Below are 22,996 nucleotides of genomic sequence, written 5' to 3' on the forward strand. Positions count from 1 at the left end.
TACGGCCCACCGCAGGGCCCGCCGCCCGGCTTTCCGCCCACTGGCGGTTTCCCCGGCGGTGAGCAGCCGAAGAAGAGCCCGTTGCCGTGGATCTTCGGCGGTGTCGGCGCCCTCGTCGTCATCGGCGGCGTCATCCTGCTGATCGTCCTGCTCGGCGGTGGCGGCACCAGCGACCCCGAGTCGGCAGCCAACACAGCGTTGGACTACATGAAGGACGGCGACCTCGACGGCCTGGCGTCCATGACCTGCGAAGAGTTCAAGGGGCAGCTCGAGAAGGCCAAGGAACTCGGCGGCGGCGACATCTCCACCGGCATCCCGGACGGCGTCAGCGCGGAAGTCACCGAGGTCAAGGAGGTCGACGACAACACCGCCGAAGCCACCTTCACCGCCACCCAGGACGAGAAGCAGAAGCAGGCGAAGTTCAAGTTCGTCAAGGAAGACGACGAGTGGAAGTTCTGCGGCCTGGCCGGCATGCCGACGATGGGCAGCGAAACGGGATCCGGACCGGCCATGCCGGAGATGCCGAGCGTGAGCATCCCGGAGATGCCGGACATCAGCGTGCCGGAGATGCCCGACCTGCCGGACGTTCCTGACCTGCCGAACTGAGGCGGACAGACACCACGCTCGTGGCCGGGACCTGCACGGGTCCCGGCCACTTTTGTGTGGAATGCGCCCCCGGAGCGCTCTCGCCGCTGCTGTCTTTCGCTCATTTCGGTTCCGCCACCGTAGGTAGCGTTGATCAACCGAGGGCGCAGATGACCCAACCACCAGGCCCGCAAGGTCCTTGTCCCCAGCACCCGCAAGGTCAGCCGCCCAGCGGCGGTTTCCCGCAGCAGCAGCCAGGCTACGGCCCGCCGCACGGCCAGCCCGGCGGTTACGGACCACCACGGGGCCGGCCGGGTGGTTACGGCCCGCCACAGGGCCCGCCACCCGGCCACCCACCGTCCGATGGTTTCCCCGGCGGTGAACCGCCCAAGAAGAGCCCGCTGCCCTGACGCGTCGCGCAGATCTCCACCAGAGCGGTCGGACCTTCGCAGGTCCCGACCGCTTTTTGCCCACGCCCTCCTCCCGGAGCCGACAACGCGTGTTGCTACCGTTGCGCTCACTGAGTTGGGCCACCACGCAGTGGCTTGATCAACCGGGGAGACACATGACCCAGCCGCCCGGCCCGCAGGGGCCGTACCCGCACTATCCGCAAGGGCAGCTGCCCAGCGGCGGTTTCCCTCAGCAGCCGTACCCGCAGCAGGGCGGCTGGCCGCAGCAGCAGGGATGGCCAGGTCAACCCGGTGGATGGCAGCAGCAACCGGGTGGGTGGCCCGACCAGCAACAGCACCCGTACGGCCAACCGGGCCAGTTCCCCGGTGACGACCCGTTCGCCGACGAAGACGACAAGAAGAAGAGCAAGCTGCCGTGGATCCTCGGGGGCCTCGGCGCGCTCGTCGTCATCGGCGGCGTCATCGTGCTGATCCTGGTGCTCGGCAGCGGGGCCAGCAAAGGCGGAACCGCGCAGGAAACGGCCGAAGCGTTCGCCACGGCGTTCAACGACCGCGATGCCGACGGGCTCAAGGCTCTGCTCTGCGAAGCGAATCTCCAGGGCGAGACCGGCAAGGCGCTCGACTCCGGTGAGGCGTTCGCCAACGCACCGGACAACATCGACATCGAGCTGACCAAGGTCGAGCAAGCCGGGGACGACACCGCCACCGCGCACTACAAGCAGGTGGAAGAGGGCAAGCAGCACGACGGCACCATCGAGGTTCCGTTGGTGAAGAACGGCGACGTCTGGGAGGTCTGCGTCGAGGAGGAAACCGCCGGATCGGGCGAATCCTGACTTGATCTCACTGCGTCCAATCGGTGTCTGACCGCAACACCGAAGGACCCAGCAATGACGGAGCCACCCGGCCCGCACGGGCATCCGAACGATTCCGGACAACCGGATCGGCACGGCGGGGTCGCAGCGCACGGCGCCGCCACGGCCGGCCGGACCGACTGGCAGCAGGCCACCCCGGCCGAGCCGCCGCACGGTGGCGCAGCCCCGGCCGACGCCCGGCTCGGTGACGCAGCCCCGGCCGACGACCGCCGGCTCGGTGACGCTGATCCGTCGGCCCCGCACGGTGCTGACCAGGAGGTCCTGGCCGATCCTGGAGGTGCCGCCCCGGCCGGTCACCAACCAACGCCGCAGCACGCCGCGCAGGCCAGTCAGACGGACCATGTCCCGGCAAGCCCGCACCAGGGTCCAGCCGCCCAAGCCGCTCAGCCCGGCCCGCAGGCCGCGGCCTCGGCAGGCCCATCACCGACCGCAGCCGCCCCCGGCGGCACGCAGAACGCGGCCCCGTCGGACCAGCCACCAGGCGCAGCTGCCGACCCCCACTCCGGTGGCTTCCCGACCGGTCAGTCGCCGGGCGGCTTCTCGCCGGCGCCGCCACAGAGCACCAACTCGGGAAGTCTCGGCCCGTGGTCCACGAACCCGACCGTGCTGATTCTCGGCGGCGCGGGCGCGTTCGTGATCCTTCTCGTCGTCGTGCTGGTCGTCGCACTGAGCGGCGGCGGCAAGGGCAGCACCCCGGAGGAAACCGCAGAAGCCTTCGCCGACGCCTTCAACGACCGCGACGCCGACGACATCAAGGCACTGATGTGTGACTCGCACCTGCAGGAGGTCGAAGAACGGGAGCGGACCGGGACCTTCGACCGGGCAGCGTTCGAAGGGGTCCCCGAGGAGGCCATGATCGAGGTCGAACGGATCGAGATGCGGGGCGAAGGCGAGGCCATCGCACACTTCACGGCCACCGTCGACGAGGGCACCCCGGCGGCCATCCCGCTGGTGAAGAACGTCGACGACGAGTGGGAGGTCTGCTACGAGTAGCCGCCCAGAGCCTCCTCGCCGGCCACCCCGGTGAGGAGGCCGCAAACCGGAGCGAGCGAGACATCAATCGCAGCTGACGCACGAAAGACAGCGAAAACCGCAGAACTACGCCGGATCGGGTGAATCCACGTCGGATCCTCTCCCGTCTCATCAATGTCTGAGTTGACCACCGACGGAAAGACCACGTCATGACGCAGCCTCCGGGCCCGCACGGGCCGTTCCCGAACGATCCACAGCAACCCAACCCGTACGGCGGCCAGCCGCCACAGGACGGTTCGCCCGCCGGTCAGCCCCAGCCGGATCCCCAGTTCGGCGGCTACCAGCCGCAGGGTCCCTACCAGCAGGATCCGCAGCAGGGCGGTTTCCCACCGGGCGGCTACCCGCAACAGGGCTTCGGCCAGCCGCAGAGAAGCGCGCTGCCATGGATTCTCGGCGGCGCGGGCGCGTTCGTCGTCCTTCTCGTCGTCGTGCTGGTCGTCGCACTGAGCGGCGGCGGCAAGGGCAGCACCCCGGAGGAAACCGCAGAAGCCTTCGCCGACGCCTTCAACGACCGCGACGCCGACGACATCAAGGCGCTGATGTGCGACGCGATCGTCCAGGAGATCGACAAGGAAGTCGAAAACTTCGACGAAGAGGTCTTCAAGTCCGTCCCGGAAGACGCGAGGATCGAGCTCGACGAGGTCGAGACGAAAGGCGACGACAAGGCGACCGCACGTTTCAAGACCACTGGGGCGGACGGGAGCGCCACCCGCACCATCCGACTGACCAAGAACGCCGACGACGAGTGGGAGATCTGCTCCTGACCCTGTCGCGCACAACGCCCCTCCCGGCCGAGCCGGCGAGGGGCGTTGTGCTGTGCAGCAGGTCAGACGTTGCGGCGGTACTGACCCCCGACCTCGAAGAACGCCTCGGTGATCTGGCCCAGCGTGCAGACCCGCGCGGCGTCCATCAGCACGTCGAAGACGTTCTCGTTGTTGCGCGCCGCCTCACGCAACCGCTGCAATGCCTCCTGGGCCTCCACCCGGTGGCGCTGCTTGAAGTCCTCCAGCCGCTGTAGCTGCGACTTCTTCTCCTCCTCGGTGGCCCGAGCCAGCTCGACGACGTGCTCCTCGTCGTCCGGGTACGGGTTGCGGAACGTGTTCACCCCGATGATCGGCAGCTCGCCGCTGTGCTTGAGCCGCTCGTAGAGCATCGACTCGTCCTGGATGCGGCCACGCTGATAGCCGGTCTCCATCGCACCGAGCACGCCGCCGCGTTCGGAGATCTTCTCGAACTCGGCCAGCACGGCCTCCTCGACCAGGTCGGTCAGCTCCTCGACGATGAACGACCCCTGCAGCGGGTTCTCGTTCTTCGACAGGCCCCACTCCTGGTTGATGATCTTCTGGATCGCCATCGCGCGGCGCACCGACGACTCGGTCGGCGTGGTGATCGCCTCGTCGTAGGCGTTGGTGTGCAGCGAGTTGGCGTTGTCGTAGAGGGCGCACAGCGCCTGCAACGTCGTGCGGATGTCGTTGAACGCCATCTCCTGCGCGTGCAGCGACCGGCCGGAGGTCTGAATGTGGTACTTCAGCTTCTGCGACCGCTCGTTGGCGCCGTACCGCTCGCGCATCGCCACCGACCAGATGCGCCTGGCCACCCGGCCGAGCACGGTGTACTCGGCGTCCATGCCGTTGGAGAAGAAGAACGACAGGTTCGGCGCGAAGTCGTTGACGTCCATGCCGCGAGCCAGATACGCCTCGACGTAGGTGAACCCGTTGGCCAGCGTGAAGGCCAGCTGCGAGATCGGGTTCGCCCCGGCCTCGGCGATGTGGTACCCGGAGATCGACACCGAGTAGAAGTTGCGCACGCCGTGCTCGATGAACCATTCCTGGATGTCGGACATCATGCGCAGCGAGAACTCGGTGGAGAAGATGCAGGTGTTCTGCCCCTGATCCTCCTTGAGGATGTCCGCCTGCACCGTGCCACGCACGTTGCGCAGGGTCCATTCCCGCAGCTCCTCGGCCTCTTCGGCGCTCGGCTCACGACCGTGCTCCGCGCGGAACGCGGCCATCTTCTGGTCGATCGCCGTGTTGAGGAAGAACGCCAGAATCGTCGGCGCGGGGCCGTTGATGGTCATCGACACCGACGTCAGCGGCGACGTGAGGTCGAACCCGTCGTAGAGCACCTTCATGTCGTCGAGCGTCGCGATCGACACGCCCGAGGTGCCGATCTTGCCGTAGATGTCCGGCCGGGTGTCCGGATCGTGGCCGTACAGCGTCACCGAGTCGAACGCGGTGGACAGCCGCTTGGCCTCCGAGTCGGCCGACAGGTACTTGAACCGGCGGTTGGTGCGGAACGGGTCGCCTTCACCGGCGAACATCCGGCCCGGCTCCTCCCCTTCCCGCTTGAACGGGAAGACGCCCGCGGTGTACGGGAAGTAGCCCGGCAGGTTCTCGCGCCGCAGGAAGGCCAGCAGCTCGCCGCGATCGACGTAGCGCGGCAGCGCGACGCGGGGGACGCGGCTGCCGGACAGCGTGTCCCGCCACAGCTGCGTGTGCAGCTCCTTGTCGCGGATCCGCACCACGAGCTCTTCCCCGCGGTAGGCCTCGGCCCGCTCGGCGTACTCGGCGAGGAGGCGCTTGGACTCCTCCGACACGGCCTCGTCCGCGACGGCGATCAGCTCCTCGATCGCTGACGTGTCCTTGCCCGCCTCGGCCAGCGCGTCGCGCGCGGCCGTGAGCTGATCGAGCTTGCGAACGGCTTCCGCCTGCTGGGCGGTCTCCCGGTGGAAGGCCCGCACCGTCTCGGCGATCTCCGCCAGATAGCGGGTGCGGTTCGGCGGGATGATCATGCTGGCGTCCGTCGAGACCTTCGTCGACACGCGCGGCAGCACCCCGGTGGACACCGACAGACCCCGCTCGGCCAGCTCGTCGCGCAGGAAGTGGTAGAGCGCGGTGACCCCGTCGTCGTTGAACTTCGCCGCGCTGGTGCCGAACACCGGCATGTCCTCCGGCGACTTGCCGAACTCCTCCCGGTTGCGCACCAGCTGGCGGGACACGTCTCGCCGCGCGTCCTCGGCGCCGCGCCGCTCGAACTTGTTGATGGCCACCGCGTCGGCGAAGTCGAGCATGTCGATCTTCTCCAGCTGCGATGCGGCACCGAACTCCGGCGTCATCACATACAGCGACGTGTCGACGTACTCGACGATGCCCGCATCACCCTGACCGATACCCGGCGTCTCGACGATGACCAGGTCGAATCCGGCCGCCTTGCACGCCGTGATGGTGCCTGCCAACGCGTCCGGGATCTCGCCGCTGCGCGTGCGGGTGGCCATCGACCGGAACATGATCGGGCTGCCGGAGCCGGTGTGGCCGCTGTCCGGCCACACCTCGAGGCAGTTCATCCGGATCCGGTCACCGAGCAGTGCGCCGCCACCCTTCCGGCGCGTCGGGTCGATCGCCACGATCGCGATCCGGAGCTTGTCCTCCTGGTCGACGCGGAAGCGGCGCACCAGCTCGTCGGTCAACGACGACTTACCGGAACCACCGGTGCCGGTGATGCCCAGCACCGGGACGGTCCGCTTCGCCGCGGCCTCTTGCAGCGCCGACATCCACTCGTCCGGCAGCACGCCCGCTTCCAACTGGGTGATCACCCTGGCGAGCGCCGCGGTGTCCCCGGCGAGCACCTGCTCGATCGACTGCGGGCCCTGCGCCGCGAGGTCGTAGTCGCACTCGCGGATCATCAGGTTGATCATCCCGGGCAGACCCAGCTGCTGGCCGTCCTCCGGCGAGAAGATGCGCGCCACACCGCGCGAGTGCAGCAGCTCGATCTCCTCCGGCACGATCACGCCGCCACCACCGCCGTAGACCTTGATGTGGCCGGCGCCGCGCTCGTTCAGCAGCTCCACCAGATACGTGAAGTACTCGACGTGCCCGCCTTGGTAGGCCGACACCGCCACGCCCTGCACATCCTCGGAGATGGCCGCCGTGACGACTTCGTCCACCGAGCGGTTGTGGCCCAGGTGGATCACCTCGGCACCCTGCGACTGCAGGATGCGCCGCATGATGTTGATCGAGGCGTCATGCCCGTCGAACAGGCTCGACGCAGTCACGAACCGCACGGGGTTCTTCGGCTGGTGCAGATCGGTCTTGCCGGTCATCGCTCGCCTTTCACTGGCCGGGTCCTGCCGTCCAAAATACTAGGACTTCCTACTATTTTATAACCACACGTCGGCGTGGGACAGGACACAGTCCGGTTACCGGGCGAGCGATGACCGCGGCTCAGTCGAACGCGAGGAAATCGAGGCGGTCCAGATCGTCCAGGTCGTTGACCTGCGCGCCGGCGGCGGACACCGTCCACAGCGTGTCGTTGACGACGACCGACCTCACCACCTGCGCCTCGGCCGGATCACCCTCGGTGTGCCGGACCAGGCCGACCCGCTCGATGTGGTCGTCCTCGATCCGCAGGACCAATGCGCCACCTCGCCTCTGCTCCGGATGGGCACCGATCGGCACCACCACCAGGTCGCGCTCCGGCCAGTACAGGAACGCGTGCGGGTCGTGCTCCGCGTCGGACACCCCGCCCTCCATGTGCAGCTGGTCGAGCCGCTGCGGGGCGTCGCTCACGATGTCGAACAGCGATATCTGCAGGCCGGTCGACCTGCCCTCCGTGGTGGCTTCCTGCCCGATGCCCAGCAGGCGCCCCTCCGCCACCGGGTGCAGGTACGACGAGTACCCGGTGATCTTGAGTTCACCGTCGAGCTTCGGGTTACGTGGGTCGCTCAGGTCGATGCGGTACAGCGGATCGACCTCGCGGAACGTCACCACGTAGCCGACGTCGCCCAGGAAGCGCACCGAGTGGATCCGCTCCCCCTTGCCGAGCCCGCCGAGCGAGCCGACCCGCTCGAGCTTCTCGCCGCGCGCCCGCAGCACGGTCACCACGCTTTCCGAATCCGGCCTGCCGGAGAGCCGGGCTTGCCTGGTCGTGGTGGTCGCTGCCCGCAGGAAGCCGTCGTGTTCGGAGATCGAGTACTGGTTGAGCAGTTTCCCGTCGACGGTTCCGGACGCGACGAATTCCGGCGCTTTTTCGCCCGCGATGTCGAACTGGTAGATCTTCGTGCGGGATTTGCGCGGCATCGGCGCGATGCGGACGTCCGCGCGCGGGTACGGGTCGAACCGGTCGACGTCACCGTCGATCACGTACAGATTCTTGCCGTTGCTGTACACCTCGGAGCCGTCGCCGGAGACCGACACCGGGTCGCCCTTGGCCAGCTCGCCGTCGATGTCCAGCGTCAGCACGGTCAGCAGCTCGACCCCGTCCACCGGCTTCGGGTGGTACACACGCGAACAGTCCACCAGCCGCCCGGACGACGTCGAGCCGCCGGAACGCAGCGAGTAGTGCGGCAGCCAGTCGTCCACCGTCGAGTTCCGGATGAGCCGCTTGAGCTGCTCCCTGGACTTCTCCGGCGCGCGGTTGCTGATCGGCTTGTCCCAGTCCACCTGCGGCCTCGAGCTGAGCACCAGGCGCGCGATGCCGTCGGTCACCCTGGCATCGACGAACTGGCCGTCGACGGTCAGCTCTCCGGTCACTCGCCCGGCGGTCAGGTCGACCTGCACGAACCGCGTCCCCTGGCTGTCGCGCGGGCCACTGACGTAGCGCATCACGGCAAGGGCTCGATCGCCGTCGAGCATCAAGCCGTAGATCTCTCCTCCGTCCAGGTCGGCGGTGGCGATCTCCTTGCGGGTGGTCACATCAACCACACGCAGCTTGCCCCCGACCGCGGTGACCAGCCGATGCCCGTCGGTCTTCACCACATCGGGCTCGTCCACGCCCGGCTCGTGAACAGTGGTCGACGAGTGCTCGGTACCGCCTTCTGCCGGCGAGCTGAGCTTGTCCGACGGCAGGGAATGCGGACTCTCCAGTCGCGCGGGAGTCCACCGCGCCACGTCCCGCAGCGCCGCCTGCTTGAAGGTCGCCAGCACGGACGCACACGAGTCATACGCGACGAGCTGTGCGTCCGCCGCCCCGATCGATCCGTCGCTGTCTCGCTGTGGCGGGCCCTCCCCGGAGTCGCACCCCGCCACGCCACACATCAGGACAACAGCCGCAGCGGCTACTCCCCATCGCTTCATGCGCCATGGACGGAAGCACCACCGCAGGCGGTTGCATCGATGGTGTGGTGATCAGCTGGCGACGGCTCCGCGGCGGGCGATCCACTGCTGCATGGCGTACTCGACCAAGGTGATCAGCGTGTGCTTGACCGACTCGCGCTCCCGCGCGTCGCACAGCACGATCGGGATCTCCGGGTCGATGTCCAGCGCCTCGCGCACGTCCTCGACCTTGTGCGGATGCCTGCCGTCGAACCCGTTGAGCCCGACGACGTACGGCAGGCCGCGATCCTCGAAGAAGTCGATCGGCGCGAACGAGTCGGCCAGCCTGCGCGTGTCGGCGAGAACCACCGCTCCGATGGCGCCGCGGACCAGGTCGTCCCACATGAACCAGAACCGCTGCTGCCCCGGTGTGCCGAACAGGTACAGGATCAAGTCGTCGTCCAGCGACACCCGGCCGAAGTCCATCGCCACCGTGGTGGTGGCCTTGAGCGGGGTGGCCGCGAGGTCGTCGATGCCGATCGAGGCGTCGGTCATCATCGCCTCGGTGGTCAACGGGACGATTTCCGAGACGGAGCCGACGAACGTCGTCTTTCCCGCGCCGAACCCACCGGCGACGACGATCTTCGCCGACGTCATGGTTTGCGCGCCGGAGCCCACTGCGGCCTCCGCTTCAGTCTTAAAGCCGACGGAGTCCACTCAGCACCCTTTCCATCAACAACAGGTGAGCCTCGGCGCCGTCCGCTCCGGACAGCGTCTTGTGCACATTCACCAAGCCGGCGTCCGCAGCATCACTGACCAGCACCCGCGCCACACCGAGCGGCATGCGCAGGGTAGCCGCCAGCTCGGCAACCGAACGGGGTTGGGGCAGCGCTTCGACCAGCGTGCGCTGCTCCAGCTCCGCCGGCTGGTCGTCGGTGAGCACGCCCTCCTTCGCCGAGACCAGCGTCTCCAGCTCCAGTGAATAGCGTGCCTTCGTTCTGCCTTTGGTGCGTATGTACGGCCGCACCATGGCCGTGCCGTCGTCGGATCTCACTACGCACTCCTTCAGGTGATCCGTCAGGCCGGGCTGCCGAGCAGCGAACCGGACGAGCCCTGCAGCTGCGCACGCAGCTCAGGGGTCAAGATCTGGCCGACCCGGTCGACCAGCAACGTCATTTCGTAGGCGACCTGGCCGATGTCGCAGGTCGGCGACGCGAGCACGGCAAGGCATGACCCGTCGCTGATCGACATCAGGATCATGATGCCGAGCTCCATCTCCACCACGGTCTCGGTGACCGCGCCCGCTTCGAAGCAGTGCGCGGCGCCCTGGGTCAGGCTGACCAGGCCGCTGGCGACCGCGGCCAGCTGGTCGGCACGGTCCAGGGGCAGCCGGGCCGAGGAGGTGAGCAAGAGCCCGTCGGCGGACACCACTACCGCGTGCGCCACACCGGGGACTCGCTCGGCGAAGTCGTTCACCAGCCAACCGAACTGGTTCTGCTGGGGACCAGAGGCGGTCATTCACCCTCCATGTTCTCGGTCTTGTCGTGCTTCATCGCAGACGCCGGCTTCGCTGCCGCCGCGCTGACTGGCTCGTCGCCGTTGCGCCCGGCGCGCGCGGCACCGGCGCGGCCGCGTCGCAAGCCTTGTTGGAAACTGTTCAGCCGCCCCCGGACCGCGGCCGGGTCACGCTCCGGCTTGGGTGTCTTCGCGGTCGGTGGCTTGTTCGGCGCCCCGGCGGAACCAGGGAGCAGCTGCTCACCGCGGCGCCGGCGCGGCAGCCCGGCCTCGGTGAACGACGACGGCTTCGGGGTGGCCACCGCCGTCGCCTCCCGCCACGCCGCGTCGGTGGAGAACTCCCAGTCCTGCTGGGACAAGGGCTCGCCGGGCTTGGCCTGCTCGCCGACACCGTTGCCGGACTTGGCCTGCTCCGTCCCGCCGTTCCCGGTCACCGGCTGCGCCTCGGCACCGCCGTCGCTCGCGGCCTGCCCGGCGACACCGTTCGCGGACGTGTCCTGCTTCGCTGCCGCATCCTTTGCGGCCGGTTGCTTGTCGGCACCCACGGGCTGCTTGGGAGCGCCCGGGGTCGACGTCGACTTCGCAGCGTCCGCGGCAGCCCGCTCCGTCCCGATCGGGCTCGCGGGCGTGGCCCCCGCGATCCCCGCACCGTCGACCTTGCCGGCCTGCGGGTGCGGCGACTGCTCGGCCGCCCGGCGGGCGTGATGCCGTCCGCGCTGCACACCGCGCTGGAACCCGCTGAGCCTGCTGCGTACCTTCGCGGGGTCCAGCTGCCGCTCCGCCGCACCGATGGCCGCACGGCTCGGTTTCTCCGGCTGCGCTTGCGCGGGGGTGGCGCTGCCCGGGAGCAGATGCTCGCCTCGTTGCCGCTTGGGCAGGCCCGCCTTGGTCAGCGTCGACGGCTCCGGCTTGCTGGCGACCTCCTTGACCGCCTGCAGGTTCTCGTCGGCGGCGAATTCCCACGCCTGGTCCGACGAGAGCTCGTCGTGCCTGGCTTCGACGTCGGACTCCGCATCGGACGGCTTGCCCTGGCCGGTGCGGAACCAGACCGACAGCATCTCGTCGTAGATCGGCGTGTCCTCGGTCTTGGCCGCCTCGGTGGTCCCCTTGTCCTCGCTGTCGGCCTTCTTCGGCTCCTCCGCCGCCGCGGTGGCGTTCCACCAGTCGGACAGTGGTGACGTGCCCGGCTTGAACAGCTCCGAACCCGCGGGCAGCTCGGACGACTCCTCGTCACCCTTCTCGGCCCGCGCGGAACCGTTGACCACGTCCTTGGCCGTGACGGCGCCGTTGGACGCAGCCTTGGCCGTCCCGTTCGGCGACGAGGTGACCGGCAACTCCTGGGTGACCGGCCCGTCGTCGGTGATCACCGGCAGCTCGGAGGTCAGCGGACCGCCACCGGTGCCGAGCACCAGATCCTCGGGGACGACCACGGTGGCGCGCACGCCCTGCATGTCCTGGCCGCCGTGCAACGTCACGCCGATGCGGTGCTTCGCGGCCAGCCTGCCCACCACGAACAGGCCCATCCGCCGCGACGTCACCATGGTCAGCGACGACGCCTCGGCCATCCGGGCATTGGCCTCGGCCAGCTCGGCATCCTTCATGCCGATGCCTTTGTCGACGATGTCGATCACCATCGAACCGTTGGCCCCGACGCTGCTGGACACCGTCACCTGCGTCTCCGGCGGGGAGAACGACGTGGCGTTGTCCAGCAGTTCGGCGATCAGACGCATCAGATCGCTCGCCGCGTGACCGACGACCTTCGTGGTCGGCGGCGTCTGCACCACCACGCGCTGGTACTGCTCGATCTCGCTGACCGCGGCGCGCAGCACGTCCGCGGTACTGACCGGCCTGCCGGAGCGGCGCCCACTCTCCGCGCCGGAGAGCATCATCAGGTTCTCGTTGTTGCGCCGCATCCGGGTCGCCAGGTGGTCCAGCTGGAACAGCATGGCCAGCCGGTCGGCGTCCTCCTCGTCACGCTCCAGCCGCTCGATGAGCTGCAGCTGGCGCTGCACCAGGCTCTGGCTGCGCCGCGAAAGATTCACGAACACGCCGGAGTACGCGCTGTGCATGTCGGCCTGCTCGCCGGCGAGCTTGAGCGCCTGGCTGTGCACGGCGTCGAACGCGCGGGCCACCTCGCCGACCTCGTCGCGGGTCAGCACCGGCACCGGCTCGACCGGCCGGTCCTTGCCCTTGCCCTGCTGGATGGCCGCCACGGCCTCGGGCAGGCGCTTCTCCGCCACCGTCATCGCGCTGTTGCGCAGTGTCTTCAGCGAGCGCAGCAGGTGCCGCGTGATGACGAAGACCGCGGCGATGGCGATCAGCAACGCGACCCCGAGGATCCCGGCGAAGATCAGCACACTGGTGCGCGCCTGGTCGGCCAGCTCGCCGGACTTCCGCTGGGCGTCCGCCGCGATCCGGTCCACCACGCCGCCGAGCTGGTCGAACACGCGACCCGAGGCGTTCTGCCACTCGCGCTCGGACAGCCTGCCGATGGCTTCGTCGGACGACACACCCAACTCGCCGAGCACGGAGCGGGCCATGCGGGCGCGGTCGTCGGCGCTGGATTCGCTGACCGACGCCTCCAGCAGCGAGCGCTGCGCGGGGGTGGCCACCGCGAAGAAATTGTCGAGGCGGTCCTCGATGCGCACCTCCGACGTGCGCACCTCGGACAGCTCGGACGGGGCCAGCGACCCGCGCGCGGCGCCGAACGCGACGAATGCGTGCTGCAGCGAGATCTCTTCCTTGGCGGCCAGCAGCTCACGCAGCGCCTGCGGAGTGCCACCGATCTCCGGGTCGCTCACCCGGGCGGTGGCCGCGCCGTCGAGGGTCAGCAGCGCCTTGGTGATCGCGGTGTACTCCTCGATCGAGGGCACCACGTCCAGCCGCCCCCGTTGCACGTCGGACCGCAGGCCGTCCAGGCGCTGCAGCATCCGCTGCGCCTCGGTGGCCGCACCCCGAACGCCGGGGTCGAGCTCCACGGCGGTGCCGATGGCATCGCGCAGCCGCGGGACCTTGGCATCCACGGCCGCCCGCGCCTGGCGCAGCGCCGGAGTCGTGCCCACGCCCTTGGTGAGCTGAGCGGCCGTCTCGATGCGCTCCCGCTGCACCGCGTCCAGCACGCTGCCGGAAGCCGCACTCATCCGGATCAACGCATCGATCCGGCGGTAGCTGGCCGAGCTGTCGCCGGTGCTGGTCAGCACGGAGACGCCGAGCGCGATCGCCAACACGATCGGCACCAGCGTCACGGCGGCCAGCTTGACCGGCAGCTTCCAGTCGCGCCACGCCAACGCGTTGCCGAGCCGGTGACGCCACGGATGCTGTCGCGGCGGCTCCTGCCCGATCAGCTCCTCGACCGGCACCTGCCTAGCGCCCTGTCCTGCTTCCGTCACGTATGTGACTCCCTGTCCACCACGATGCACCCCAGCTGCGGCTGTCCACGCCGACAAGCAGCACCGGGCTGCAACCTGCACTCTGCATCCTGCTCGCCGACAGCCGGCGGGTCCGGATCCACGAGCTATCCGCTCCCAGCCGCCGCGCGGAGCCTGCGTACGGACTCCGGCCCGGTCCTCGTGCGGCCGTCCGAGTCCCCGGAAGCCGGCCGGCCGGAATGGCCACTGTCAGCCACAGCGAGCCGAACCTCCTCGCAAACTCTTGCACGCGATAACAAATTTGTGACGAATCGAAGCAGAGCCTACACCTATCAGGTGATCTCCGAGAGCTGTCGCAATCCGGCCTCTGACCTGCGCTTTTGGTACTCAGATCGGGTTATGGAGTGATCGTGCCGCAGGTTGATCGTTGTCCGAATCCGCACCGTGACCGCCGGCGGGTCCGGGTTCGTCGTGATCTTCGCTCGTTCGGCCTAGTGTTACCGGTGATGGGACCCAACTGGCGGCACGCAAAGTACTTGTGTCCACACTCGGCCGGGCAAACTTTCCCCGATGATGTGGTCTGGTTGCCGACCCCTCAAGTCGCAGCGCGCACGTGCCGATTATGGCCGCTGCACATTGCAGCCGATTCACCCGCTTCGGGGACGACTGGTCAGGGAATCACCATCAGATCGAGCGGCCGGCCAGAACGCGGTGCGTGACCTTCCGCTCGGCGATGAACGACACGAACGGCACGCACCCGGCCAGCAATACCAGCAGGATGCCCTTGATCGACCAGCGGGCCTTGATGGCCAGGTCGACCGCCAGCGCGATGTAGATCATGTACAGCGCGCCGTGCATCGGCGACCACACCTGCGACGGTGTCGGGTTGTCCCAGCCGTACCGGATGACCATCACGGTGACCAGGATGAGCAGGCCGATGCCGGTGGCGATCGCGGCAACGCGGAAGCGCTTGAGCGCGGCGAGCACGTTCGGCTTGACCGACTCCTCAGCCGTGGTGTCCGCCGACGCGGGCGTCTGGGACGAAGTCATGCCGAGCCTCCTAGCGTGCCTGCTGATCTCTCGCGTGTAGTTCTGCAAGGTAGCGGTTGTACGCGGCCAGCTCGTCATCGGCGTCGTCGGATGCCTGCTGGGTCACGTTCGTGCGGGTGATCGGCCGTTGCTCCGGCTTGTCGGGCTCGGCAGGCGGGGCCGGAGCCTGCGGTTCGGACTCGTCCTGTTGCACGGCCGGACGCGCCTGTTGCCGAAGCTTGTGCAGGCGCCAGAAGGCGAACGCGGGAAACAGCCCGAACAGCGGCCACTGCAGGACGTAGCCCAGGTTCTGCCACGTCCCGGACACCGACTCGTACCGCTGCCACTGCCACCAGGCCAACGCCAGGCAGACCACCAGGCTCAGCACGGAGACGGCGACCGCGGACAACGTTCGCGCCAGCTTCGACTGCACACCTCGACGCTACCGCAGGCGCGCGGCCGCACGCCTTCTACCTGTACAACTCTGCTTCGAAATACGCGCATGGCCCGCATTCGGCCGCGCACGCTCCGGCCGACGTCAGAGAGCGCGTGACCGGCGGTCAGCTACGTACGGCGCAGCCCCGATCATCGGCGTGCCCGATGATCAACCGGGTACAGCCGGGCCACCCACGGCGCAACCGGGACCAGCCGTGCAGCCGGCAACCCACGACGCAACCGAGACCAGCCGTGCAGCCGGGCAACCCAGACCAGCCGTACCCAGCTCGGGCCTCCTCGCATTGCGAGGCACCGATCAGCCGCGCACCGCCCGGGCGTAACCATCGGCGAGCGCGAAGACCTTCTGGGCGTACTCGACGGAGCGGTTGTAGGACCACAGACCGTCCCACCACCCCTTCGCGCTGGCCATGTCCCGCCCGCCCGCGCACAGGTACCGCGCCGCCGCGAGCGCCGCGTCGTCGATCTGCTGCGGGTCGGCCTTCCCGTCACCGTTGCCGTCAGAGGCCCACCGCTGCCACGTGCTCGGGATGAACTGCATCGGGCCGACCGCCCGGTCGACCTTGCTGTCGCCGTCGTAGCGGCCACCGTCGGTGTCCTTGACCTCGCGGAATCCACCCGAGCCGTCCAACGGCACGCCGACGATCGGTTTGCTGGGAAGACCCGCGTCGGTGAGCACGGCGCCACCGAACTGCCCGTGATTGGACTCCACCCGGCCGATGCCCGCCAGCGTCGCCCAGGTGACCCGGCATCCCGGCTGCGCCTGCCGAGTGGCGATCTCGGCCCTGCCGTAGGCGAGCAACGCGCGCGGCGGCACGCCGATGATCTTGCCGGTGCGTTTCGCCCATGCCTCCAGGCCGCCTGCCGGCCTGGACTTGGCCTTCTTCTTCGAACCCGCGCGCTGCTTGTCCTTCACGGTGATGCTGACCGGTGCCACCGAGCCCGGTTCGACGTCGGCCGCCTTCACCGACAGCGCAGGAATTTCCATGGTGGTGGGGCTCTGCTCGGGCTCCGAAGCGCGCGTCAGGCCCCAGATGCCACCCGCTACCACGGCGAGTACCGCCACCACGACGCCCAGCCGCAGCGCCACACCGGGAATGCGGCGCGACCCCTCCGTGGCGGGCTCGGCTTCTTCTCGCGACTGGCGTACCAAAGACTTTCTCCGGATCCCTCGGCTGCACAGGTACAACGCGCGAGGAGTTGTCGGCGTTACTCGCCGTTATACCAAGCCTCGGATGAAGATCCGGTCAGTTCTACGACGCGACGTCCTTGCGCGCGTAGGAAGCAGAGTCCCTGCGGGCGCGCGCGAGACGGGCGACGCACCACGCGGCCGCGCTGCCGCGGCGCAGGTGTTCGAGCACCGTGTACGGGCCGAGGTGGCAGCTCAAGTCGGACGGGGTCAGGCCGGCCGCCCGGTACTCCAGCGCGCGCTGGTCCAGCGGGCTGATGCCCGCGTCCCACCACTCCTCGGCTTCGGCCAGGCCGCCGACCATCTGCCACCACCGCGCCGCCGCGGCCAGCAACTCGTCCGGCACCCCGGGCAGCCGCTTCCGCATCGCTTCCAGGTACTCGTAGTCGGCGAATTCGATCCGTGCCCAGTCGGCCGTGCCCGCGCTGCCGCGCTGCCCCGGGATCCCTGGCTCCTGGCTGGGTGCCTCGGCGAGCCACTCGGATTTGATGCGAGCGATCTCGACGTCCTCCGCGGACTCGTCGCGCTCCTGTGACCACTGCCGGATCAACGCCTCGACGCCAGGATCGTGGGTCATATCCCTTCTCCTCACCGGATATGGCGGCTCATCACGAGCGCGCAGCCTCACTGTCCTTTCCCGGTGCCCGCCGCGTGGGACGTGTCCACTGACCGAGCAGAGCCAACCGGTCACATGCTGTGAGCAAGGTAGGGGGAAGTCGTTCGACTACGCCAGAGACAAATCGGAATGATTCTCGTGACCTGGGCCGATTCCGTGACAATCCACCCGGACGGCCCAACGTCCGCCCGCAATGTGAGACACCGCACATGCGCGTGCATGTGCATATGCCGTGAGCAGGGGTTTTGCCGCGATCCCCGCGATCGGTGCCAAGCGCACGACGGCGGCCGGAACGCCGCATTCGTGCGTTCCGGCCGCCGTTGATCGGGCTTAGTTGAACAGTTCCTTGAAGAACGTGATGATGCCTTCGGCCCCGTCCTGGAGCCATCCCAGGAAGTCCTTCACGGCATTGGCGGACTCAGTCGGCTGCGAGATGAGGAAGAACAGCACGAGCGCAACCACGCCGACGATGAGAACCTTCTTGGCGTTGGGCGACATAGCTCCATCCGATCGTTTCTCGCGGCAGGCATGCTCCGCCATGCCGTGCGTGTTCGGGTATGAGCTTAGAGTAAACGACCGACCGTGACGACCCTTTGACATGCGCGTCACCGCAAGGCATGTCGCGACCGTCCGGCGGCGCCACTCCGCGGAAGCCTACGCGATCGCTCCCGCCGCACGCAGCCGCTCGATCTCGACCGTGTCCATGCCCAACTCGGACAGCACCTGCTCGGTGTCGGCCCCCGTCTCGTGCGGCGGTGTCGGGTCCGCAGGCGGCGTGCGGTCGAACCGCGGCGCGGGGCCCGGTAGCACCGTGTCGCCGACCGGCAGGAACGTGCGCCGCGCGGCGTTGTGCGGATGCGTCGGCGCCTCCTCCGGAGTGAGCACCGGGGTCAGGCACGCATCGGTGTTCTCCGCCATCGCGCTGAGCTCGTCCCGGGTGTACTTGGCGATCTCCTCGGCCAGGATCTTGCGCAGCTCGGGCCAGTTGCGCTTGTCGTAGCGCGCCGGCAGCTCCCGGTCGTCGAGCTTGAGCACACGCAGCAGGTCGTTCCAGAACCGTTCCTCGATCGCGCCGACCGCCACATACTTGCCGTCGGCCGTCTCGTAGGTGTCGTAGAACGGCGCGCCGCCGTCGAGCAGATTGTCCTCGCGCTTGTCCGACCACAGCCCGGTGCTACGCATTCCGTACAGGCTGGTGGCAAGCAAGGCAGCGCCGTCGACCATCGCCGCGTCGACGACCTGTCCTTTACCGGACGTCTGCCGCTCGACCAGCGCGGCCAGGATGCCCATGGCCAGCAGCATCCCACCGCCACCGAAGTCCGCGACCAGGTTCAGCGGGGGAACCGGGCGCTGGCCCGCGCGACCGATGGGCTCCAACGCACCGGACAGCCCGACGTAGTTGATGTCGTGCCCGGCACGCTGCGCCAGCGGACCGTCCTGACCCCAGCCGGTGATCCGCCCGTAGATCAGCCGCGGGTTGCGCGCGTGGCAGTCCGCCGGGCCGAGACCCATCCGCTCGGTCACGCCGGGCCGGAAGCCCTCCACGAGCACGTCGGAACGCTCGACCAGGCGCATGACCACCTCGACACCCTCCGGAGTCTTGGTGTTGACGCCGATCGAGCGGCGGCTGCGCTGCAGCGGGTCGTTCTCGACGGTGAGCACATCCTGGCCCGGGGTGGCCCGGTCGACCCGGATCACGTCGGCGCCCAGATCTGCCAGCACCGTGCAGGCGAACGGCCCCGGCGCCAAGCCCGCCAGCTCCACCACACGCACTCCGGCCAGCGGTCCGGCCATGAACAAACTCCTCTCGGTCGTGCCACCGCCGCTCACAGCGCGCGGGAGATGATGTCCTTCATGATCTCGTTGGTGCCGCCGAAGATGCGCGACACCCGCATGTCGGTCCAGGCCCGCGAGATCGGGTACTCGGTCATGTACCCGTAGCCGCCGAACAGCTGCAGGCACTCGTCGACCACCCGGTTCACCCGGTCCGTCGTCCAGTACTTGACCATCGCGGCGCCCTGGACGTCCAGCTCACCCTTCAGGTGCCGCTCGATGCACTGGTCGAGGAAGGCGCGGGCCACGGCGACCTCGGTGGCGCACTCGGCCAGCGTGAACTTGGTGTTCTGGAACGAGAAGATGGGGCGGCCGAACGCCGTGCGCTCCTTGGTGTACTCCAGCGTCATGTCGACCGCCGCCTCCATCGCGGCGACCGCGGTCACGCCGATGATCAGCCGCTCCTGCGGCAGTTGCTGCATGAGGTGGATGAAGCCTTGGCCTTCGGCGTCGCCCAGCAGGTTCTCCGCGGGCACCCGGACGTCGTCGAAGAACAGCTCGGCGGTGTCCTGACCCTTCAGGCCGATCTTGTCCAGCACCCGGTTGCGCCGGAAGCCGGGCCGGTCGGTCTCCACCACGATCAGCGAGACACCCTTCGCGCCCGCGTCCGGATCCGTCTTGGCCGCGACCACGACCAGGTCGGCGTGGTGCCCGTTGGTGATGAACGTCTTGGCGCCGTTGATGACGTACTCGTCACCGTCCCGCACCGCCCTGGTCTTGATGCCCTGCAGGTCGGAACCGGTGCCCGGCTCGGTCATCGCGATGGCGCCGACCCATTCCCCGCTGGCCAGCTTGGGCAACCATTCCTTCTTCTTGGATTCCGAGGCGTACGCCAGCAGGTAATGCGCCACGATGCCGCTGTGCACACTCACACCCCAGGCACCGTCGCCACTGCGCGCCTGCTCCTCGTAGAGGACGGCCTCGTGAGCGAACGTGCCTCCTCCCCCGCCGTACTCCTCGGGGACGGACAGGCACAGCAGTCCCACCTCGCCGGCTTTGGTCCACAGCTCGCGGTCGACATGTTTCTGTTCGGCCCACCGCTGTTGGTGCGGCACGAGCTCTTTCTGACAGAAGTCGCGGGCCAGTTCCCGGAAGTCCCCCAGGTCGGCGCTCCAGGCGCTGGGCGGCAGCTGCAACGGCATCGGCACTCCTTCGGACTCAAGGCGTCGGCCTGTCCGCTCCGCCGGTCGGTCCGGCCGAGCTGGAAAACATTCCAAACAGAATGTAAGTTCTGGTCGGAATGTACCGGGTGGCGCCGAGTCGGATCAAGGAGGCACCGGTGACGACGCTCAATCGGGAGAACGCCGGGCGCAGCGCCCCACGTGGCCATCGCACGCAGGCCGAACGCAGCGAGCACACGCGGACCGCACTGCTGGACGCCACCGTGGATTGCCTGGTGGAGCTGGGTTACGCGCGCACCTCGGTGCAGGAGATCTGTGCCCGGGCCGGGGTGTCCAAGGGGGCCCAGCAGCACCACTTCAGCACCAAGGCGGAGCTGATGGCCTCAGCGGTCGAACACCTGACCCACCGCATCGCTGCCGAGCTGGTCGCCTCCGCCGACACGCTGCGTCAACACGACCCGGTCGAGGCAGGCATCGAGGTCATCCGACGTGGGTTCTCCGGCAAGCTCGCCGCGGCGTTCGTCGAGTTGTGGGTGGCGGCCAGAACCGACGAGGAGCTGGCGGCGGCGATGCTGCCGGTCGACCGGACGTTGGGCAGGGCGACGCTGGAGACGTTCCGTGAGCTGGCGGGCAAGCCCGATACGCCGCTCGTCGACGACTTGTACTGGCTGACCGTGCACGTGATCCGCGGACTGGCGCTGGACGAATTCCTGGGCGGAGATCCCGCTCGGAGGGATCGACTGATCGCCGCGTGGAAGCGGCTCGCGCGGGCCGCACTGGAGGGCTGAAAACAGATCGAGGTCATCACGCACCGTGCAGGTCGGTCGCCTGGCGCCGGCGAATCGAACCCGGTCGACCTGCCGGCGCCGCGGCGAGAAGCGGCGAGCCGGTTCGGCCCTCGCACGGACCGGCTGCGCGCTCAAGGAGTAAGACAGCGAAGCCGTCCGACCATGACGTCTTCGCGCGAAAAGTCCGTTGCCGTCGTCCGAGCGCCCGCTCTGCAAGGCACACGGACGCGCGATGGTTGGCCGCCCTCGCGGTGCGTGGGTAGTGTCGAACCAGGAGCTACTGCTCAGTAACCGGAGGGCCGGATGACGAGTACCGCGAAGCCGAGCGTGACCATGGGGACGAACGGCACCCAGCCGGTGGTGGACGGTGACCCGACGCAGCCGATCGGCGGCGTGCCAGGCGCTCCGTCCGTGGCGCGAGCTCAGATCCTGACGACCCGGGTCGTCGGCGGCCGCGCGGATGCGGTGACGATGACCGCGCCGTTCACCGGGCAGCCGATCGTCTCCTTGCCGCAAGCGTCGGACGCCGAGGCCCGGGTGGCTTTCGACGTGGCCCGGCAGGCGCAGCGGTCGTGGGCGGCCACACCGGTGGCCGAGCGACAGGAGTTCCTGGGGCGGCTCATGCGGCTGATCCTGGACCATCAGGACGAGGCGCTCGATCTGATCCAGGTGGAGTCCGGCAAGAGCCGGATGGACGCCTACGACGAAGTAGCTGGATCGGCGCTGGCCGCTTCCTATTACGCGCGCACGGCCGCCAAGCACCTCGGAGCGCGACGCCGTGCGGGTGTGTTCCCGCTGCTGACGAAGACGACCGAGCTGCGGCATCCGCGCGGAGTCGTCGGGATCATCACGCCGTGGAACTATCCGCTGGTGCTCACCGCGATGGACGTACTGCCCGCGCTGGCGGCCGGGAACGCGGTGGTGCACAAGCCGGACAACCAGACCGCGCTGTCGGCGTTGTGGCTGCACGAACTGGCGGCCAAGGCCGGACTGCCGGACAGGGTGTGGCAGGTCGTGCTCGGCCGCGGATCGGTGATCGGGCAGGCGCTGATCGACGAGTCGGACTACTTCGCCTTCACCGGGTCGACGGCGACCGGCAAGCAGCTGGCCGGCCAGGTGGCGCAGCGGCTGCGCGGCTACTCGATGGAGCTGGGCGGCAAGAACCCGATGATCGTCCTGCCGGACGCGAAGGTGGACTCGGCCGCGGCCGGTGCGGTCACGGCGTGCTTCGCCAACGCGGGTCAGATCTGTGTCGGGGTCGAGCGCATCTACGTGCACGAGTCGCAGTACGAGGACTTCTGCCGAGCGCTCGCGGCCAAGACGGCGTCCCTACGGCTGGGCGCCGCGCTCGATTACTCGGCCGAGGTCGGCTCGCTGACATCGGCCGGTCAGTTGGCGACGACGACCGAGCACGTCGAGGACGCCCGCCGGAAGGGCGCCGAGGTCCTGACGGGAGGTCGGCCGCGGCCGGACATCGGCCCGTTGTTCTACGAGCCGACCGTGCTCACCGGAGTGACGCCGGACATGAAGGCCTACGCCGAGGAGACGTTCGGGCCGGTCGTGTCGGTCTACTCCTACTCGGATGTGGACGAGGCGATCACGCGGGCCAACGACACGGAGTACGGGCTGAACGCCAGCGTGTGGACCAGCAGCCCTCGGTTCGGGCGCGAGGTGGCAGCGCGGATCCGCGCAGGCACGGTGAATGTGAACGAGGGGTTCGCCGCGAGCTTCGGCTCGATCGATGCGCCGATGGGTGGCTTCGGGGAGTCCGGGGTCGGCCGCCGCAACGGTGCGGACGGCATCCAGCGGTTCACCGAGGTGCAGACGATCGCCCTTCAACGTGGGTTGAAGCTGCGGCCGTTCAAGGGGATGCCTGCGAAGCTGTGGGCAGCGCTGCTCAGCCGGGGCGTCAAGGTGCTGCACCAGCTGCGGCGGTAGGGCTCGTCTGCGGTCCTGGCCCGAGGCCCGGGGCAGACGGACACACACGGCGCAGCAGGATGCCGTCGGCGAAAGCGGCAAGGGCTGCGCTGTGCGCGGCGTGGGCCGTCGCGCATGTCGACGGAGAAGCGGGCCCCGGCACCAGTCGGACGACGCGGCGACGCCCTGCCGCTGAGCCGGCCACCGCCCCGACGTCCCGGCTACAGCTGCTGAAGCCC

19 protein-coding genes are annotated in these 22,996 nt (G+C 68.7%); 6 read left to right on the plus strand and 13 right to left on the minus strand.

What is annotated here, in order from left to right:
• From YWM_RS26445 to YWM_RS25245, 4 genes are all read left to right on the plus strand, one after another.
• Nucleotides 1-606, plus strand: a 606-nt coding sequence (locus YWM_RS26445) for an Rv0361 family membrane protein (RefSeq protein WP_028850992.1), incomplete at its 5' end; no start/stop codon positions are given.
• Nucleotides 607-1,150: 544 nt separating this feature from the next.
• The gene (locus YWM_RS25240) at nt 1,151-1,828 is read left to right on the plus strand and encodes an Rv0361 family membrane protein (protein ID WP_052344833.1); all 678 of its coding nucleotides are present in this window, start codon (nt 1,151-1,153) and stop codon (nt 1,826-1,828) included.
• A 54-nt stretch (nt 1,829-1,882) separates the two neighbouring features.
• Nucleotides 1,883-2,860 carry a DUF4878 domain-containing protein gene (locus YWM_RS0112320; protein ID WP_028850993.1) on the plus strand — a complete coding sequence of 326 codons (978 nt, stop codon included), beginning with the start codon at nt 1,883-1,885 and terminating at the stop codon, nt 2,858-2,860.
• A 188-nt stretch (nt 2,861-3,048) separates the two neighbouring features.
• Nucleotides 3,049-3,663 carry an Rv0361 family membrane protein gene (locus YWM_RS25245; protein ID WP_052344834.1) on the plus strand — a complete coding sequence of 205 codons (615 nt, stop codon included), beginning with the start codon at nt 3,049-3,051 and terminating at the stop codon, nt 3,661-3,663.
• A 62-nt stretch (nt 3,664-3,725) separates the two neighbouring features.
• Here YWM_RS25245 and icmF read toward each other — a convergent pair whose 3' ends face one another.
• The 13 genes from icmF to YWM_RS0112390 all read right to left on the minus strand — a co-directional run bounded on the left by icmF (nt 3,726) and on the right by YWM_RS0112390 (nt 20,073).
• The gene (gene icmF, locus YWM_RS0112330) at nt 3,726-6,998 is read right to left on the minus strand and encodes a fused isobutyryl-CoA mutase/GTPase IcmF (protein ID WP_028850994.1); all 3,273 of its coding nucleotides are present in this window, start codon (nt 6,996-6,998) and stop codon (nt 3,726-3,728) included.
• Between the two features lie 121 nt (nt 6,999-7,119).
• Nucleotides 7,120-8,820, minus strand: coding sequence for a beta-propeller domain-containing protein (locus YWM_RS23385; RefSeq protein ID WP_169720986.1), 1,701 nt, complete (start codon nt 8,818-8,820; stop codon nt 7,120-7,122).
• Nucleotides 8,821-9,021: 201 nt separating this feature from the next.
• Nucleotides 9,022-9,585 (minus strand): GTP-binding protein, encoded by a 564-nt coding sequence (locus YWM_RS0112340; protein ID WP_028850995.1) that lies wholly within the window; start codon nt 9,583-9,585, stop codon nt 9,022-9,024.
• A 40-nt stretch (nt 9,586-9,625) separates the two neighbouring features.
• Nucleotides 9,626-9,958 (minus strand): DUF742 domain-containing protein, encoded by a 333-nt coding sequence (locus YWM_RS0112345; RefSeq protein ID WP_052344847.1) that lies wholly within the window; start codon nt 9,956-9,958, stop codon nt 9,626-9,628.
• A gap of 47 nt (nt 9,959-10,005) precedes the next feature.
• Nucleotides 10,006-10,446 carry a roadblock/LC7 domain-containing protein gene (locus YWM_RS0112350; RefSeq protein ID WP_028850997.1) on the minus strand — a complete coding sequence of 147 codons (441 nt, stop codon included), beginning with the start codon at nt 10,444-10,446 and terminating at the stop codon, nt 10,006-10,008.
• Nucleotides 10,443-13,832, minus strand: a complete 3,390-nt coding sequence (locus YWM_RS23390; protein ID WP_245566016.1) for a nitrate- and nitrite sensing domain-containing protein — start codon at nt 13,830-13,832, stop codon at nt 10,443-10,445. The genes YWM_RS0112350 and YWM_RS23390 overlap by 4 nt, the downstream gene beginning before the upstream one ends.
• 663 nt (nt 13,833-14,495) lie before the next feature.
• Complete coding sequence (locus YWM_RS0112360; RefSeq protein ID WP_028850998.1) at nt 14,496-14,861, minus strand: DUF3817 domain-containing protein; 366 nt, start codon at nt 14,859-14,861, stop codon at nt 14,496-14,498.
• Nucleotides 14,862-14,871: 10 nt separating this feature from the next.
• Nucleotides 14,872-15,273, minus strand: coding sequence for a hypothetical protein (locus YWM_RS0112365; RefSeq protein WP_211232491.1), 402 nt, complete (start codon nt 15,271-15,273; stop codon nt 14,872-14,874).
• A 318-nt stretch (nt 15,274-15,591) separates the two neighbouring features.
• The gene (locus tag YWM_RS0112370; RefSeq protein WP_028851000.1) at nt 15,592-16,446 is read right to left on the minus strand and encodes a lytic transglycosylase domain-containing protein; all 855 of its coding nucleotides are present in this window, start codon (nt 16,444-16,446) and stop codon (nt 15,592-15,594) included.
• A 100-nt stretch (nt 16,447-16,546) separates the two neighbouring features.
• Nucleotides 16,547-17,059, minus strand: coding sequence for a hypothetical protein (locus YWM_RS0112375; protein ID WP_028851001.1), 513 nt, complete (start codon nt 17,057-17,059; stop codon nt 16,547-16,549).
• Between the two features lie 369 nt (nt 17,060-17,428).
• Nucleotides 17,429-17,596 (minus strand): hypothetical protein, encoded by a 168-nt coding sequence (locus YWM_RS26450; protein ID WP_169720987.1) that lies wholly within the window; start codon nt 17,594-17,596, stop codon nt 17,429-17,431.
• 156 nt (nt 17,597-17,752) lie between these two features.
• Entirely contained in the window at nt 17,753-18,892 is a 1,140-nt protein-coding gene (locus tag YWM_RS0112385) for a CaiB/BaiF CoA transferase family protein (RefSeq protein ID WP_028851002.1), read from the minus strand.
• Nucleotides 18,893-18,924: 32 nt separating this feature from the next.
• Nucleotides 18,925-20,073, minus strand: coding sequence for an acyl-CoA dehydrogenase family protein (locus YWM_RS0112390; protein WP_028851003.1), 1,149 nt, complete (start codon nt 20,071-20,073; stop codon nt 18,925-18,927).
• Nucleotides 20,074-20,210: 137 nt separating this feature from the next.
• On the opposite strand from YWM_RS0112390, the gene YWM_RS23395 reads away from it, so the two are divergent.
• Nucleotides 20,211-20,840 (plus strand): TetR/AcrR family transcriptional regulator, encoded by a 630-nt coding sequence (locus YWM_RS23395; RefSeq protein WP_052344848.1) that lies wholly within the window; start codon nt 20,211-20,213, stop codon nt 20,838-20,840.
• A 303-nt stretch (nt 20,841-21,143) separates the two neighbouring features.
• Nucleotides 21,144-22,778, plus strand: coding sequence for a succinic semialdehyde dehydrogenase (locus YWM_RS0112400; protein ID WP_084612365.1), 1,635 nt, complete (start codon nt 21,144-21,146; stop codon nt 22,776-22,778).
• Nucleotides 22,779-22,996 lie beyond the last annotated feature (218 nt).

This window comes from Thermocrispum municipale DSM 44069 (assembly GCF_000427825.1).
GTDB classification, from domain to species: domain Bacteria; phylum Actinomycetota; class Actinomycetes; order Mycobacteriales; family Pseudonocardiaceae; genus Thermocrispum; species Thermocrispum municipale.